Consider the following 14883-nt stretch of genomic DNA (forward strand, 5'->3'; position numbering starts at 1 on the left):
CCCCGTATGACCACCGACACATCTGCCGAACGCCCCCCTACCCTCCCCGACGGCCGTCCCGTGCCGCGCCTCAGCGGTGATGAGCGGGCCATGCTCGAGAGCTGGCTGGACTTTCACCGGGCCACGCTGGAGCTGAAGTGCGCGGGGCTGGACGACGCGCAGGTGCGGATCCCGGCGGCGGAGCCGTCCGCGCTGACGCTGCTCGGGCTGGTGCAGCACCTCGCCGAGGTCGAGCGGAACTGGTTCCAGCGGGTCACCGCCGGTCTCGACGCCCCGCCCCTGTTCGAGGACCCGACCGGTTACGCGCTGGATCCGGGACGGGGTCTCGACGAGGCGCTGGGGATCTGGCGCGGGGAGATCGCGCGCGGGCGGGAGCTGTGTGCCGGGCTGCCGCTGGACCACGTCGGGCGGGTCGCCGAGGGGCCGGTCCCGGGGATGGAGGTCAGTCTGCGATGGGTGCTGATTCACATGATCGAGGAGTACGCCCGGCACAACGGTCACGCCGATATCCTGCGGGAACGCATCGACGGAGTGACCGGGGCCTGAATTACACGTGCTTTCCGCTACATCCCGCATGTAAGCTGGCACACATATTAAGAATTCATCAACGAACAGCTTCCCGTATTCTTCTGCCCGCTTTCTTCGGTCCTAAACCCAGAGATTTTGGGGACACTCAGCGGGGAAATTCGGGCAGATCTCGTGGGGATTACATGGCTGTGACGCGTTACACACCGTGACTGCTTCGCCCCATATTTCCAGGACAATACCGGGCATCTCGCCGCCCTGACGCCCAAAGACTCGCGCCCGCGCGATAACACAGACGTGGCTCATACGTAACCCCGTCCGGCGATGCAATTTTGAATCTCTCTGGGTAAATTCAATTCGCATGACTGCCGTACAAGCAGATCCGCAAATCGACCGTCCCACCGTGGCCGACGGAGCCGCACTGTGGCGGATGGCGAAGGACTCGAAGGTTCTGGACCTGAACTCGTCCTACAGCTATCTGCTGTGGTGCCGCGACTTCGCGGCGACGTCGGCCGTGGCGCGTGACGAGCACGGCGAGCCGATGGGCTTCATCACCGGGTACGTGCGGCCGGACCGCCCGCGCACCCTGCTGGTCTGGCAGGTGGCCGTTGACGAGGCCCACCGCGGGCGCGGACTGGCCGCCACGATGCTCGACGGTCTGGTCGCCCGGACCGTGGCCGAGCACGAGGTGACGACGGTGGAGACCACCATCACCCCGGGCAACACCGCCTCGGAGCGCCTGTTCACGTCGTTCGCCGAGCGCCACGGCGCCCGGCTGGAGCGCGAGGTGCTCTTCGACACGGCCGTGTTCCCCGACGGGCCGCACGACCCCGAGGTCCTGTACCGCATCGGCCCGCTGCCCCACTGACTTCCCGCACCGCCCCCACTCCCGCAGACTTCCCCCACGTACCGAGGAGCGATCCGTCGTGACCATCACCCAGCCCGACCTGAGTGTCTTCGAGACCGTTGAGTCCGAGGTGCGCAGCTACTGCCGCGGCTGGCCCACCGTCTTCGACCGCGCCGTGGGCAGCCGTATGTACGACGAGGACGGCCATGAGTACCTCGACTTCTTCGCCGGAGCGGGGTCACTGAACTACGGGCACAACAACCCGGTCCTGAAACGCGCCCTGATCGACTACCTGGAGCGTGACGGCGTCACGCACGGGCTCGACATGTCGACCACCGCCAAGCGCACGTTCCTGGAGGCCTTCCAGAACCTGCTGCTGCGGCCGCGTGACCTGCCGTACAAGGTCATGTTCCCCGGCCCGACGGGCACCAACGCCGTGGAGGCCGCGCTGAAGCTGGCGCGGAAGGTGAAGGGGCGCGAGTCGATCGTGTCCTTCACCAACGCCTTCCACGGCATGTCGCTGGGCTCGCTGGCCGTGACCGGCAACGCCTTCAAGCGGGCCGGCGCCGGTATCCCGCTGGTGCACGGCACGCCCATGCCGTTCGACAACTACTTCGACGGCACGGTCGAGGACTTCCTGTGGTTCGAGCGGCTGCTGGAGGACCAGGGCTCCGGCCTCAACAAGCCGGCCGCCGTGATCGTCGAGACCGTGCAGGGCGAGGGCGGCATCAACGTGGCCCGGCCCGAGTGGCTGCGTGCCCTGTCCGAGCTGTGCGAGCGGCAGGACATGCTGCTGATCGTCGACGACATCCAGATGGGCTGCGGCCGTACCGGCGCCTTCTTCTCCTTCGAGGAGGCGGGCATCGTGCCGGACATCGTCACCGTCTCGAAGTCGATCAGCGGCTACGGCATGCCCATGTCGCTGTGCCTGTTCAAGCCCGAGCTCGACGTCTGGGAGCCCGGCGAGCACAACGGCACCTTCCGCGGCAACAACCCCGCGTTCGTCACGGCCACCGCGACCCTGGAGACCTACTGGGCCGACGGCTCCGCGATGGAGAAGCAGACCCGCAAGCGCGGCGAGCAGGTCGAGCAGGCGCTGATCTCCATCACCGAGGAGAACCTGGCCGATGTGAAGGAGTACCGCGGCCGCGGCCTGGTGTGGGGCCTGGAGTTCCACGACAAGGAGCGCGCGAACAAGGTCGCCAAGCGTGCCTTCGAGCTGGGGCTGCTGATCGAGACGTCCGGTCCCGAGAGCGAGGTCGTCAAGATGCTCCCCGCCCTCACCATCACCCCGGAAGAGCTGGACGAGGGCCTGCGGACGCTGGCCCGGGCCGTCCGAGAGACCGCCTGACACACCAACCGAGCATCACTCATCTAGGAGGCATCGCAGCACCGTGATTGTCCGTTCGTTCAAGGAGATCGAAGGTACCGACCGGCACGTGAAGTCGGCGTCCGGTACGTGGGAGAGCAAACGCATCGTCCTCGCCAAGGAGAAGGTCGGCTTCTCCCTGCATGAGACGGTCCTGTACGCGGGTACGGAGACGTCGATGTGGTACGCGAACCACATCGAGGCCGTCGTCTGCGTGGAGGGCGAGGCGGAGCTGACCGACCACGAGACCGGGAAGTCGTACACGATCACGCCCGGCACCATGTACCTCCTGGACGGGCACGAGAAGCACACGCTGCGGATCAAGAAGGACTTCCGCTGCCTCTGCGTCTTCAACCCGCCTGTCACCGGACGGGAGGACCACGACGAGAACGGCGTATACCCGCTGCTCACCGAGGAGGTGTGACGCTTCATGACCGCCACCTACGACACCACCACCGGCATGCCGGACCTCTATCCGAGTCGTGGCGCCGCCGAGGTACTGACGCCGCGGCAGGACCCGGTCGTCTGGGGCGCGCCCGACGCCCCGGGCCCGGTGGCGCCGGCCGACCTGCTGTCGTTCGAGCGTGACGGGTTCCTCGCCATCGACGAGCTGATCAGCGAGGACGAGGTCACCGTCTACCGGAACGAGCTGAACCGGCTGGTGCACGACCCGGACATGCGGGCCGACGAGCGGTCGATCGTCGAACCGAAGTCCAAGGAGATCCGTACGGTCTTCGAGGTGCACAGGATCAGCGAGGTGTTCGCCAGGCTGGTGCGCGACGAGCGGGTCGTCGGCCGGGCGCGGCAGATCCTCGGCTCGGACGTCTACGTCCACCAGTCGCGGATCAACGTCAAGCCGGGCTTCGGGGCCAGTGGCTTCTACTGGCACTCGGACTTCGAGACGTGGCACGCCGAGGACGGTCTGCCGCGGATGCGTACGGTGTCGGTCTCGATCGCGCTGACCGAGAACTACGACACCAACGGCGGACTCATGATCATGCCGGGTTCGCACAAGACGTTCCTCGGGTGCTCGGGAGAGACGCCGAAGGACAACTACAAGAAGTCGCTGCAGATGCAGGACGCGGGCACGCCCTCGGACGAGGCGCTGAGCAAGTTCGCCTCGCAGCACGGCATCAAGTTGTTCACGGGCAAGGCCGGTTCGGCGACCTGGTTCGACTGCAACGCCATGCACGGTTCCGGTGACAACATCACGCCGTTCCCGCGCAGCAACGTGTTCATCGTGTTCAACAGCGTGGAGAACACGGCGGTCGAGCCGTTCGCGGCGCCGGTTCGACGCCCCGAGTTCATCGGGGCGCGGGACTTCACGCCGGTGCGGTGACCACCGTGCGGTGACTCGCCACTGAGCACCGGGCCGGGCCTCCTCGTGTGGGACGGGAGGTCCGGCCCGGTCATGTCCTCAGCCGGACAGGACGTCCAGGAGCCGGTCGACGTCCGCCGGGGTGTTGTAGAGGTGGAACGCGGCCCGCAGATTGCCGGAGCGGTCGGACACCTCGATGCCCGCCCGGCTCAGTTCGCCCTGCCGGTGGCCGAGCCCCGGTACGGACACGATCGCCGAGCCCGGTGCGGACACCGGCGCGTGGCCCAGCCCGTCGAGCCCGGCACGGAAGCGGTCCGCGAGTGCGACGTCGTGGGCGTGCACGGCGTCGACGCCGAGTTCTTCGATCAGCTCCAGTGAGGCCCGCAGCCCGGCGTAGGTGAAGAGGGCCGGGCTGATGTCGAACCGCCGTGCGGAGTGGGCGAGTTCCTCGACGGGGCCGTAGCAGCTGTCCCAGGGGCGTTCGCCGGCGACCCAGCCCGCGAGCAGCGGCGTGAGCCCGCCGAAGTCCCGCGGGGCGACGAAGAACGAGGCCCCGTGCGGGCCCAGCATCCACTTGAATCCGACGGCGGCGAGGAAGTCGTCCGCGTCGGCGTCCATCGGCAGCCAGCCCGCGGACTGGGAGGCGTCGACGTAGGTGCGGGCCCCGTGCGCCCGGGCCGCCTCCCGCACGGCGGGCAGGTCGGCGAGCCGGCCGTCGGCGGACTGGGCGACGCTGACCGCGACGAGCGCGGTGCCGGGACGGACGGACTCGGCGAGCCGCTCCAGGGGCACGGCGCGCACTTTGAGGTCACCGCGCGCATGGAACGGGTTCACCAGGGAGGCGAAGTCGCCCTCCGCTGTGAGGACTTCGGCGCCGGCGGGCAGCGAGGCGGCGATCAGCGCGCCGTACTCGGCGACCGAGGCGCCGGTCGCGACCCGCTCGGCCGGCACCCCGGCCAGCCGGGCGAAGGACGCGCGGGCGGCCTCCACGTCCTCGTACAGGGGACCCAGGGGCGTGCCCTCGGCACGCATCCGCACCGCCTGGTGCAGGGCGGTGACGGTACGGGCGGGCAGCAGCCCGTTGCTCGCGGTGTTGAGGTAGGTGTGCTTCGGGGTGAACTCGGCGCGGACGAGGTTCTCGAAGGTCTCCATGGGACCACTCTGCGTCCCCGGGGAACCCCCCGTCCATTGCCGATAACTGCGTGATGTCGCTAAGAGACGCTTATGGATCCGCCCCGACCTGCGGTTTTCAGTGCTGGGGCACCGCACAGCCGTCCGGGCCACACGCGTCCGCGCCGTCGGTTGCGCCGGTCTCTGCGCTGTCGACGATCTTCAGCGGCGTGCGCTCGCCGAACGCCTGCGTCAGGGCCTGGGCGAAGACCTCGGCGGGCTGGGCGCCGGAGACGCCGTACTTGCGGTCGAGCACGAAGAACGGCACACCGTTCGCGCCGAGCTGCGCGGCCTCCCGCTCGTCGGCCCGGACCTCGGCGGCGTACGCCTCCGGGTCGGCGAGCACCGCGTGGGCGGCGTCCGCGTCGAGCCCGGCTGCCACGGCCAGCTCCACGAGCCGCTCGTCCTCGCCGAAGACCGAGCGCTCCTCGGCGAAGTTGGCCCGGTACAGCGCGTCGAGCAGCTGCTCCTGGCGGCCGTGCTCCTTGGCGAGGTGGAGCAGGCGGTGCATGTCGAAGGTGCTGCCGTGGTCGCGGCCCCGGGTGCGGTAGTCAAGACCCTCGGCGGCGGCCTGGGCGCCCAGGTTGTCCTCACCGGCCTCGGCCTGCGCGGCGCTCATCCCGTACTTCTTGGTCAGCATCGTGATCACGGGCTGGATGTCGTCCTTGGCGCGGCCCGGGTCCAGCTCGAAGGAACGGTGCACGACCTCGACCTCGTCGCGGTGCGGGAAGTCCCGCAGCGCCTTCTCGAAGCGGGCCTTGCCCACGTAGCACCAGGGGCAGGCGATGTCGCTCCAGATCTCGACGCGCATGTCTCGGCTCTCTCCAGCTCGTACGGGTACGGAGACTCCCTCCGCCGAGTGCATGAACGTTCAAGCAGGGGGCTTCATTCCCCGGGCAGGGTGAACCGCATCCGCAGATGGTGGTCACCCTGCCCGGCCGGCTCCGGCACCCAGCCCTGGCGCCGGTAGAACCCCTGCGCCCGCCGGTTGTCCACGTGCACGTCCAGGGCGGCCGTCCGCCTGCCGTCGGCCTGCCACTCCTCCACGCAGGCGGCGTGCAGGGCGGCCCCGACACCACGGCGCCAGTGCCCGGGATCGACGTGGAACTGGAACAGCTTCACCGTGTCGGCCGGGGAACCCTCGGGGGTGCGGAAGGAGGCCAGGCCGATGATGCGGCCCGCCTCCACGACGCACAGCACCCGGCCGTCCGACCGTGCGATGGCGCCGTGCCAGGCGGCGGTCCAGTCGGTGCCGTCCTGCGGCAGCCCGTCGGGGTAGTACGTCGCCCGGGCCCGCGCGTGCAGCGCGACGATGTCCGCCACCTCGGCGGGCAGCACGGTACGGATCACACGGCCTGGAATCACGTGGTCACTGATCATGGAACGGAGGACGTGCCCGCGCGAGCGCCGGTTCCCCGGCGGGCCTCAGCTGCCGTCCCGCAGGTCCTTCGGCCAGTTCGGGCGGAACTCGATGTGGTCGTACGTCACCACGCAGCCCTCTCCCATCGGGGACTGCGCCATGAAGCCGACCAGGGCCGCGCCCGTCTCCTTCTCGTCGCCCAGGGTGAAGAGGCGGACGAAGGTCCAGTGCTCGCCGTCGCGGGAGGCGTGGAAGCCGAAGGCCCGGCCGGTGCGGCTGACCCGCAGCCAGACGGAACTGCCCTCGACCGTGAAGGAGTTGGCGTCGTCGGAGTGGCCCCGGGTGACGACCGTGCAGACGGTGGGGACGTCCGGGGAGTACTCGAGGCAGAGCTTGGCCCAGGCCCGCTCCCCCACGTGGACATAGAGCACCCCGGCGTCGAAGGCGGCGCCGAACCCCACCGTGACCCGGGCGATCAGCTGGAAGTCCCCTTCGGGCGCCCCGAGCAGCCGCGGCGCGTCGGCGGCGGGGTCCAGCCCCTCCCCGGTGGGCGGCACGAACCGATCCTGCCTGGGCCCGGCCCACCCGGAGAGCACACCGTCCTCGTAGGACCAATGACCGTCGGGCCCATACGTACGCAGACCGAAAGGAAGTTCGGTAAATTCCAGATCCATCCGACCAACTCTTCCAGGTCCGCCCCTCGGGGGCGCGGGGAACCGCGCGATCAACCACGGACGACCCGCAGCCCGCAGCTCACCGCGCCCCTACGGCGCTAACGCTCCAAACGCCCGTTGAACCGCCGCGGCAGCCCCAGCGGGTTCTCGTCCCGCAGCTCCGCGGGAAGCAACGCGGACGGCGCGTTCTGGTACGCCACCGGCCGCAGCCACCGCTCGATGGCCGTACCGCCGACCGACGTGGACGTGGAGGTCGTGGCCGGGTACGGGCCGCCGTGGTGCTGCGCGGGTGCGACCGCGACCCCCGTCGGCCAGCCGTTCACCAGGACGCGACCGGCCAGCGGCGTCAGGTCCGCGAGGATCTCCGCCCCGCGCCCCTCCCCGGCGGCCTCCTCCTCGGAGAGCTGCACCGTCGCCGTGAGGTTCCCCGGCAGACGCGACAGCACCGCCTTCACCTCGGCGTCGTCCTCGTAGCGGGCCACCACGGTGACCGGCCCGAAGCACTCCTCCAGGAGCAGGTCGTGCTCGCCCTCCGCGGCCAGCCTGCTCGCCGGGACGGTGAGGAAACCCGCGCTGACGGTGTGCTCGCCGCCCGAGCCGGGCGTGACCGGGGACTCCACGTCGGACAGCCGCGCGCGCTCGGCGACACCGGCGACGAAGTTGTCACGCATGCGGTGGTCGAGCAGGACTCCGGCGTCGGTGTCGCTGACGGCGTCCGTCAGGGACTTCAGCAGCGCGTCACCGGCGGCGCCGGCGGGCGCGAGGACCAGGCCCGGCTTCACACAGAACTGGCCGACGCCCAGCGTCATCGACCCGGCGAGACCCGCGCCGATCGCCTCGGCGCGCTCGGCGGCCGCGGCCTCGGTGACGACGACCGGGTTCAGCGAGCCCAGCTCGCCGTGGAAGGGGATCGGGACGGGGCGGGCGGCCGCCGCGTCGAAGAGGGCCCGGCCGCCGCGCACCGAGCCGGTGAAGCCGGCCGCCGCGACCAGCGGGTGCTTGATCAGCTCGACGCCCGCCTCGAAGCCGTGCACCAGCCCGACGACGCCCTCGGGAATGTCGTGCCGGGCGGCGGCGCGGCGCAGCACCTTGGCGACGTACTCGGACAGGGCCGGGTGGTCCGGGTGGGCCTTGACGACGACCGGGCAGCCGGCCGCGAGGGCGCTCGCCGTGTCGCCGCCCGCGACCGAGAAGGCGAAGGGGAAGTTCGACGCCGAGTAGACGGCGACGACGCCCAGCGGCACCTTGTAGCGGCGCAGGTCCGGGACCGGCGGGGTCGCGGTGTCGTCGGGGTGGTTGATGACGACGTCGAGGAAGGCGCCCTCGTCGACGATGTCGGCGAAGGCCCGCAGCTGATAGCAGGTGCGGGCGAGTTCGCCGGTCAGCCGGACCGGGCCGAGCGCGGACTCGGCGTCGGCGGTCTCGACGAGACCGTCCTTGGCCGCCTGCAGCTCGTCGGCGGCGGTGCGCAGGAAGGCCGAGCGGACGGCGCGGTCGGCGAGTGCGCCCCGCGCCTCGTCCGCGGCCCGGACGGCGGCGTCCACCTCCTGGGCTGTGGCCTCCACCGCAACCTGCTCGCGCTGCTTCCCGGTTCGGGGGTCGACACTCCAGACTGGTGCTGCTGCCACCGCGGGTCCCTCCACATTCGTTGCCGCATGCAATGCCGCAGTATGTACGTCATCACCAGGGATGTTCGATATACTGAACGCTGTCTCTGATGATGAATGCTGTCGGAGACTATAACTCCAGCATCTCGTCGAACGAAGGGGTCACAGGCGATGTCGGCAGGCGAGACAGGCGGCGGTGCGCAGGTCAAGAGCGCGGTGCGGACCGTGGAACTGCTGGAGTACTTCGCGGGCCGGCCCGGTATGCACTCCCTGGCGGCGGTCCAGGAGGCCGTCGGGTATCCCAAGTCCAGCCTGTACATGCTGCTGCGCACCCTGGTCGAGCTGGGCTGGGTGGAGACGGACGCGACGGGCACGCGGTACGGCATCGGCGTCCGGGCCCTGCTGGTCGGCACGTCGTACATCGACGGCGACGAGGTGGTCGCCTCGGCCCGCCCGACGCTGGACCGGCTCTCGGACGACACCACGGAGACGATCCACCTGGCCCGCCTGGACGGCACGAACGTCGTCTATCTCGCCACCCGGCAGTCGCAGCACTATCTGCGCCCCTTCACCCGGGTCGGCCGCCGGCTGCCCGCGCACTCCACGTCCCTCGGCAAGGCGCTGCTGAGCACGTACTCGGACGAGCAGGTCCGCAAGATGCTCCCGGAGACGCTGCCCGCGCTGACCGAGCACACGATCACCGACCGGGAGAAGCTCATCGAGGAGCTGCGCCAGGTGCGGGAGCAGGGCTTCGCCGTGGACCGCGAGGAGAACACGCTGGGGCTGCGCTGCTTCGGCGTGGCGATCCCGTACCGCACTCCGGCGCGGGACGCGATCAGCTGCTCGGTGCCGGTGGCCCGGCTGACGCCGGCGCACGAACAGCTGGTGAAGGACGCGCTGTTCGACGCCCGGGACCGGCTGACACTGGCCACCCGTAGGCTCTGAGACATGAATGTCGAGCTGCGCGAGGTACACGACAGCGATCTGCCGGTCTTCTACCGGCAGATGAACGACCCCGAGGCGCTGCACATGGCGGCCTTCACCCCCAAGGATCCGTCCGACCGGGACGCCTTCGACGCGCACTGGGCCAAGATCCGCTCCTCGTCCGCCGTCGTCCGCACGGTGCTGGCCGACGGTGACGTGGTCGGCAGCGCCGCGGTGTACGGGGAGCCGGGCGAGCGCGAGGTGACGTACTGGATCGACCGCGCGTACTGGGGGAAGGGCATCGCCACCGAGGCCCTGCGGGCGCTGGTGACGGAGGTGGACGAACTCCCCCTCTACGCACGGGCGGCTTCGGACAACGTGGGGTCGCTGCGTGTCCTGGAGAAGTGCGGGTTCCGTGCCGTGGCGTCGGCCAGGGGGTACGCCCAGGCCCGGGATGCCGAGATCGACGAGACGGTGCTGCTCCTGGAGGGCTGAGAACCCTCCCCGCGGATCTCCCCCGTCCGGCGGAGGCGGATCGTCGCCCCGCAGGACGTGCCGTCCGCCTCCCGCGCGGGAGCCTGATCGCATGACGCAGTCGATCACTCCCCTCGCCGCTCCCCGCCCCGCCGTCCGTTCGAGCCGCCCCCGGCGGATCCTGCGTGCCGTCGCCGTCCTCTCCTGCCTGCCGTACCTGGGGCTCAAGGCCGCCTGGATCGCCGGAAGCCACATCGGCATCCCCGAGGGGAGCGCCCTGCTCGACGACCGTGTCGGGATGGCCGTGATCAACGGTCTCTCCGTGCTGCTGGACAGCGCGGTGATCGTGCTGGCGCTGGTGCTGACCCGGCCGTGGGGCCTGAAGGTGCCCGCGTGGCTGCTGGCGTTCCCCGTGTGGGTCGCCACCGGGCTGCTCGCGCCGATCATGACCGGGTTCCCGGCGCAGCTGGTCGTGAAGGCGTTCGGCAGCGGAGCGGCGCCGGACCAGGGCCATGACTCCTTCCTCCGCGCCTGGGTGTTCACCGTGGTGTACACCGGGTTCATCCTCCAAGGGCTCGCTCTGGGTACCCTGTTCGTGCTCTACGCCCGTGACCGCTGGGGGCATGTGTGGCGCGGCCGGGTGTGGGAGCTGCCCGTCGGAGTCGTCGGGCCCGCCCACCGCGCCCTGGCCGTCGCGGCCGCCGTGCTCGCCCTGTTGCCGCTCTCTCTCCACCTGCTGTGGGCCTGCGGTGTCACCGCCGGGCTCAGCGGGGGCCGGGCGGCGGACCGCACCGCCGACTTCTACGTCCTGGAGGCCGTGTACGTGCTGTTCCTCGTCGCGGCCGTCGCCGGCGGCTTCCTGCTGGCGTTCCGGCGCGGCCGGGCCCTGCCCGTGGCGGTGCCGCTCGGGCTCGCCTGGGTCGGCTCGGGTGCCGTGGCCTGCTGGGGCGGCTGGCTGTCGCTGGCCTCGCTCGGCGGTGTGGAGGATCTCGCCGACCGTGCGACGCCGTTGATGAGCCTCGCCTACGCTGGGCAGATGCTCGTCGGCTTCCTCGTCGCCGCCATCGGCGTCTACTACTTCGCGGAGCGCTCGGCCGGGGCCGCACGGCGGGCCGCGTGAGACAGGCCGCCCGGCTTCTGTTCGGCCGGCGGGCCCGACTGCGCTGGATCCATCTGATCCTCGGCGGCGCGCTCGCCATGCCGTACGTGCTGGTCGGCTCGGTGATCATCGGCCCGGCGACCGGCTCCACGGACGTCTTCAGCTCCTTTCCCCTCCAGCTCGCCTCGTTCGGGGTGGGGCTGCCGATCGCCGCCGTCACGTCCGTCTTCCCGCTGACCCGGCCGCTGGAGGCCGCCGCCGTGCGCTGGCTGTGCGGTGTCGACGCGGACCGGCTCGCCTTCGGACCGGCCGGGACGCGGGGCGAGAAGGGGCGTACGGCGGCCTGGTTCACGCTCCATCTCGGAGTGGGCGGGATCATCGCGGGGATGTCGCTGGCCGTGCCGCCGTTCGCCGCCGTGCTGATCGTGCTGCCGCTCCTCGCGGGACTGCGCGACACCAGGCTCGGGGTGCCCGAAGTCCTCGACCACGCCTGGGTTCTGGCGTTCGCGCCGGTAGCGGGCGCGGCCGTGCTGGTCGCCCTCGCGGGCTGCGCGGCCGGGTGCGGTGCGCTGCTGGCCCGCTGGGCGCCCGACCTGCTCGGCCCGTCTCCCGAGGGCCGGCTGGCCGCTGCCGAGGCCCGCGCCGCCGACCTCGCCGTACGCAACCGGCTGGCGCGGGAGCTGCACGACTCGGTCGGCCACGCGCTGAGCGCGGTCACCCTCCAGGCGAGCGCGGCCCGCCGGGTCCTCGACTCCGACCCGGAGTTCGTGCGTGAGGCCCTCACCGCGATCGAGGACACGACCCGGCGTACCATCGGCGAACTCGACGCCGTGCTGGGTGTGTTGCGCGAGGGCGACGGACCCGGCACGGCCCCGGCGCCCACCCTCGCCGGTGACCTCGACGGCCTGCTGTCCCGTACCCGGGCGGGCGGGGCCCGGGTGACGGCCACGATCGGCGCCGACCCGGAGGCACTGCCTCCGCTGCTGTCCCGCGAGGCCTATCGCATCGTGCAGGAGGGGCTGAGCAACGCCCTCAGGCACGCCGGCCACCGGGTCGCCGTGGACGTGCGGATCGCGGTGGCGGACGGGGAGCTGGAGATCGCCGTGGAGAATCCGGTGACCGGCCCCGCGCCCTCCCGGCCCGGCGGCGGCCACGGGCTGCGCGGCATCGCGGACCGGGCCAGGCTGCTGGGCGGGACGTCGACGGCCGGACCTGCCTCCGCGCAGACCTGGCGGCTGCGCGTACGCCTGCCGATGAAGGGGCCCGCATGACGGCCCGTACGAAGGCCCGCGACGAAGGGACCCGCATGACCCGCCCGGCAACCGTCCGTGTCGTCCTCGCCGACGACGAGCGCATGGTGCGCACCGCGCTGCGCGCCATCCTCTCCGCCGAGCCGGACCTGGAAGTGGTGGGCGAGGCGGCCACCGGTGCCGAGGCCGTGTCGGTCGTACGGGACCTGCGGCCGGACGTCGTCCTGATGGACGTCCGTATGCCGGAGATCGACGGCATCCGCGCCACCGAGCAGATCCTGGCCACGCTGGACGAGCCGCCCCGGATCGTCGTCGTGACGACCTTCGAGAACGACTCGTACGTGTACGACGCGCTGCGCGCCGGAGCCGCCGGGTTCCTGCTGAAGCGGGCGGACGCCGACGCGCTCGTGCAGGCGGTCCGGCTGGTGGCGCGCAGCGACAGCCTGCTGTTCCCGGCGGCCGTCCGCACCCTCGCGACCGAGCACGCACGCGCCCACCCCGCGCCGCCCGCGTGGGTGGCGAAGCTCACCGGACGCGAGCGGGAGGTCCTGCGGCACATGGCCGCCGGGCTGACCAACGCGGAGATCGCCCGCCGGATGGAGGTCGGCCCCGCCACCGTGAAATCGCACGTGGCCGCGGTCCTGGCCAAGACGGGCACCCGGGACCGTACGCAGGCGGTCATCGCGGCGTACGAGGCGGGCTTTCTGAACGCCGGATGAGAAAACGGACGGGCGGGAACGATCCACCCCTCCTGGCTCGTCCTCATGTTCGGGATGAACAAGACGATCAGGCGCGCATCGGTCTTCGCGCTGCTGCTGGTGTTCGCTCTGCTGGTCAGGGCGACCTGGGTGCAGTTCTACGACGGCCAGGCGCTCGCAGACGACAAGGACAACCGGCGGAACGCCATCGAGACGTACTCGGCGCCGCTCGGGAACATCATCGTGGGCGGCCGGTCGGTCACCGGCTCGGCCAAGACGAAGACAGGCGACCTCAAGTACAAGCGCACGTACACGGACGGTGAGCGGTACGCGGCGGTGACGGGCTACGCCTCGCAGGCCTATGCGCCGACCCAGCTGGAGGGCATCTACACCGACCTCCTGAACGGCACGGACAACCGTCTGAAGTCGGTGATGGACACCGTCACCAACCAGCGGGCCGAACCGGGCAACGTGGTCACCACGATCGACCCGGACGTGCAGAAGGCGGGGATCGACGCGCTCGGCGACAAGAAGGGCGGCGCCGTCGCCATCGACCCCAAGACCGGGAAGATCCTCGCGGTCGTGTCGACGCCGTCGTACGACCCCTCGTCGCTGACGGACGCCAACACCGCGGGGGTGGCCTGGAAGAAGCTGACGAGCGACCCGGAGAAGCCGCTGACCAACCGCGCCCTGCGGCAGCCGCTGCCGCCCGGCTCGACGTTCAAGCTGGTCGTGGCCGCGGCGGCGCTGGAGGACGGGCTGTACGAGTCGGTCGACGACAAGACCGACAGCCCGGACCCGTACACGCTGCCGGGCACCAGCAAGGAGCTGTCGAACGAGAACCCGAGCGCGCCCTGCACGAACGCCACGATCCGTACGGCGTTGCAGTACTCGTGCAACAACGTCTTCGCGAAGATGGCCGTCCATCTGGGCCAGGACAAGGTGAAGGCGATGGCGGAGAAGTTCGGCTTCAACGACGACCAGCTGGATGTGCCGGTCCGGGCCTACACGAGCGTGTACCCCTCGGACATGTACCCGTCGCAGACCGCTCTGACGGGCATCGGCCAGTTCGATGTCACCGCGACCCCGCTGCAGATGGCCATGGTGTCGGCGGCCATCGCCAACGGCGGCAAGCTGGTCTCGCCGCACATGGTGTCGCAGATCACCAACAGCGGCGGTGATGTGCTGCAGGACTACGACGACGAGGCGGACTCGAAGGAGATCGTCAGCTCCTCGACCGCCGAGCAGTTGCAGTCGGCGATGCAGACGGTCGTGGACAAGGGCACTGGTTCGAACGCCCAGATCGCGGGCGCGACCGTGGGCGGAAAGACGGGTACGGCGCAGCACGGCGAGAACAACAGCCAGGTGCCGTACGCCTGGTTCACCTCCTACGGGAAGTCCGGCTCGTCGGGCAAGGAGGTCGCCGTGGCGGTCATGGTCGAGCAGTCGAACGCCGCCCGCTCGGAGGTCAGCGGCAACGGCCTGGCGGCGCCGGTCGCCAGGGCGATGATGGAAGCGGCGCTCAAGGACTGATCCTCCGACTGAACCTTCGCCATGTGAAAGCCGTC

16 protein-coding genes are annotated in these 14883 nt (G+C 70.7%); 11 read left to right on the forward strand and 5 right to left on the reverse strand.

Annotation, left to right across the window (positions count from 1 at the left end; all coding sequences use genetic code 11):
• The first annotated feature begins 6 nt into the window (after positions 1-6).
• The 5 genes from AC07DF_RS20520 (at position 7) to thpD (ending at position 4080) form a co-directional block, all read left to right on the forward strand.
• Positions 7-546, forward strand: a complete 540-nt coding sequence (locus AC07DF_RS20520; protein ID WP_478972996.1) for a DinB family protein — start codon at positions 7-9, stop codon at positions 544-546.
• A 340-nt stretch (positions 547-886) separates the two neighbouring features.
• The gene (gene ectA, locus AC07DF_RS20525) at positions 887-1393 is read left to right on the forward strand and encodes a diaminobutyrate acetyltransferase (protein WP_478972999.1); all 507 of its coding nucleotides are present in this window, start codon (positions 887-889) and stop codon (positions 1391-1393) included.
• Positions 1394-1451: 58 nt separating this feature from the next.
• Positions 1452-2723, forward strand: a complete 1272-nt coding sequence (ectB, locus tag AC07DF_RS20530; protein WP_215122286.1) for a diaminobutyrate--2-oxoglutarate transaminase — start codon at positions 1452-1454, stop codon at positions 2721-2723.
• A gap of 43 nt (positions 2724-2766) precedes the next feature.
• Complete coding sequence (locus tag AC07DF_RS20535) at positions 2767-3165, forward strand: ectoine synthase (RefSeq protein WP_397626805.1); 399 nt, start codon at positions 2767-2769, stop codon at positions 3163-3165.
• 6 nt (positions 3166-3171) lie between these two features.
• A complete protein-coding gene (gene thpD / locus AC07DF_RS20540; protein WP_478973004.1) occupies positions 3172-4080 on the forward strand; it encodes an ectoine hydroxylase in 909 nt (302 codons plus the stop codon).
• Between the two features lie 78 nt (positions 4081-4158).
• Here thpD and AC07DF_RS20545 read toward each other — a convergent pair whose 3' ends face one another.
• The 5 genes from AC07DF_RS20545 to AC07DF_RS20565 form a co-directional block, all read right to left on the reverse strand.
• Positions 4159-5211 carry an aminotransferase class V-fold PLP-dependent enzyme gene (locus AC07DF_RS20545; RefSeq protein ID WP_478973007.1) on the reverse strand — a complete coding sequence of 351 codons (1053 nt, stop codon included), beginning with the start codon at positions 5209-5211 and terminating at the stop codon, positions 4159-4161.
• 97 nt (positions 5212-5308) lie between these two features.
• On the reverse strand, positions 5309-6040 hold the full coding sequence (locus AC07DF_RS20550; RefSeq protein ID WP_478973010.1) for a DsbA family oxidoreductase: 732 nt from the start codon (positions 6038-6040) through the stop codon (positions 5309-5311).
• A gap of 74 nt (positions 6041-6114) precedes the next feature.
• Positions 6115-6609 carry an N-acetyltransferase family protein gene (locus tag AC07DF_RS20555; protein ID WP_478973013.1) on the reverse strand — a complete coding sequence of 165 codons (495 nt, stop codon included), beginning with the start codon at positions 6607-6609 and terminating at the stop codon, positions 6115-6117.
• 45 nt (positions 6610-6654) lie between these two features.
• Entirely contained in the window at positions 6655-7263 is a 609-nt protein-coding gene (locus tag AC07DF_RS20560; RefSeq protein ID WP_478973016.1) for a DUF1349 domain-containing protein, read from the reverse strand.
• 98 nt (positions 7264-7361) lie between these two features.
• The gene (locus tag AC07DF_RS20565) at positions 7362-8891 is read right to left on the reverse strand and encodes an aldehyde dehydrogenase (NADP(+)) (RefSeq protein WP_478973019.1); all 1530 of its coding nucleotides are present in this window, start codon (positions 8889-8891) and stop codon (positions 7362-7364) included.
• A 150-nt stretch (positions 8892-9041) separates the two neighbouring features.
• Between AC07DF_RS20565 and AC07DF_RS20570 the strand changes: the two genes are divergently transcribed.
• The 6 genes from AC07DF_RS20570 (at position 9042) to AC07DF_RS20595 (ending at position 14848) form a co-directional block, all read left to right on the forward strand.
• Positions 9042-9815 (forward strand): IclR family transcriptional regulator, encoded by a 774-nt coding sequence (locus AC07DF_RS20570; protein WP_193480774.1) that lies wholly within the window; start codon positions 9042-9044, stop codon positions 9813-9815.
• Positions 9816-9818: 3 nt separating this feature from the next.
• Positions 9819-10289, forward strand: a complete 471-nt coding sequence (locus AC07DF_RS20575; protein ID WP_478973023.1) for a GNAT family N-acetyltransferase — start codon at positions 9819-9821, stop codon at positions 10287-10289.
• Positions 10290-10380: 91 nt separating this feature from the next.
• Positions 10381-11388 carry a hypothetical protein gene (locus tag AC07DF_RS20580; RefSeq protein ID WP_478973026.1) on the forward strand — a complete coding sequence of 336 codons (1008 nt, stop codon included), beginning with the start codon at positions 10381-10383 and terminating at the stop codon, positions 11386-11388.
• Positions 11385-12638 carry a sensor histidine kinase gene (locus AC07DF_RS20585; protein WP_478973029.1) on the forward strand — a complete coding sequence of 418 codons (1254 nt, stop codon included), beginning with the start codon at positions 11385-11387 and terminating at the stop codon, positions 12636-12638. The genes AC07DF_RS20580 and AC07DF_RS20585 overlap by 4 nt, the downstream gene beginning before the upstream one ends.
• 35 nt (positions 12639-12673) lie before the next feature.
• Positions 12674-13336, forward strand: coding sequence for a response regulator transcription factor (locus tag AC07DF_RS20590; RefSeq protein WP_478974602.1), 663 nt, complete (start codon positions 12674-12676; stop codon positions 13334-13336).
• 54 nt (positions 13337-13390) lie between these two features.
• Positions 13391-14848, forward strand: a complete 1458-nt coding sequence (locus tag AC07DF_RS20595; RefSeq protein ID WP_478973032.1) for a peptidoglycan D,D-transpeptidase FtsI family protein — start codon at positions 13391-13393, stop codon at positions 14846-14848.
• The last annotated feature ends 35 nt before the right edge of the window (positions 14849-14883 follow it).

The sequence above is a fragment of the Streptomyces sp. NPDC044719 genome, from assembly GCF_056433405.1.

Excerpts from the sequence above, each read along its gene's own strand:
- AC07DF_RS20560 (WP_478973016.1), bottom strand. The coding sequence starts at position 7,263 with ATGGATCTGGAATTTACCGAACTTCCTTTCGGTCTGCGTACGTATGGG.
- AC07DF_RS20590 (WP_478974602.1), top strand. The coding sequence starts at position 12,674 with ATGACCCGCCCGGCAACCGTCCGTGTCGTCCTCGCCGACGACGAGCGC.
- AC07DF_RS20520 (WP_478972996.1), top strand. The coding sequence starts at position 7 with ATGACCACCGACACATCTGCCGAACGCCCCCCTACCCTCCCCGACGGC.
- thpD (WP_478973004.1), top strand. The coding sequence starts at position 3,172 with ATGACCGCCACCTACGACACCACCACCGGCATGCCGGACCTCTATCCG.
- AC07DF_RS20595 (WP_478973032.1), top strand. The coding sequence starts at position 13,391 with ATGAACAAGACGATCAGGCGCGCATCGGTCTTCGCGCTGCTGCTGGTG.
- ectA (WP_478972999.1), top strand. The coding sequence starts at position 887 with ATGACTGCCGTACAAGCAGATCCGCAAATCGACCGTCCCACCGTGGCC.
- AC07DF_RS20545 (WP_478973007.1), bottom strand. The coding sequence starts at position 5,211 with ATGGAGACCTTCGAGAACCTCGTCCGCGCCGAGTTCACCCCGAAGCAC.
- AC07DF_RS20580 (WP_478973026.1), top strand. The coding sequence starts at position 10,381 with ATGACGCAGTCGATCACTCCCCTCGCCGCTCCCCGCCCCGCCGTCCGT.
- AC07DF_RS20570 (WP_193480774.1), top strand. The coding sequence starts at position 9,042 with ATGTCGGCAGGCGAGACAGGCGGCGGTGCGCAGGTCAAGAGCGCGGTG.
- AC07DF_RS20555 (WP_478973013.1), bottom strand. The coding sequence starts at position 6,609 with ATGATCAGTGACCACGTGATTCCAGGCCGTGTGATCCGTACCGTGCTG.
- AC07DF_RS20550 (WP_478973010.1), bottom strand. The coding sequence starts at position 6,040 with ATGCGCGTCGAGATCTGGAGCGACATCGCCTGCCCCTGGTGCTACGTG.
- AC07DF_RS20575 (WP_478973023.1), top strand. The coding sequence starts at position 9,819 with ATGAATGTCGAGCTGCGCGAGGTACACGACAGCGATCTGCCGGTCTTC.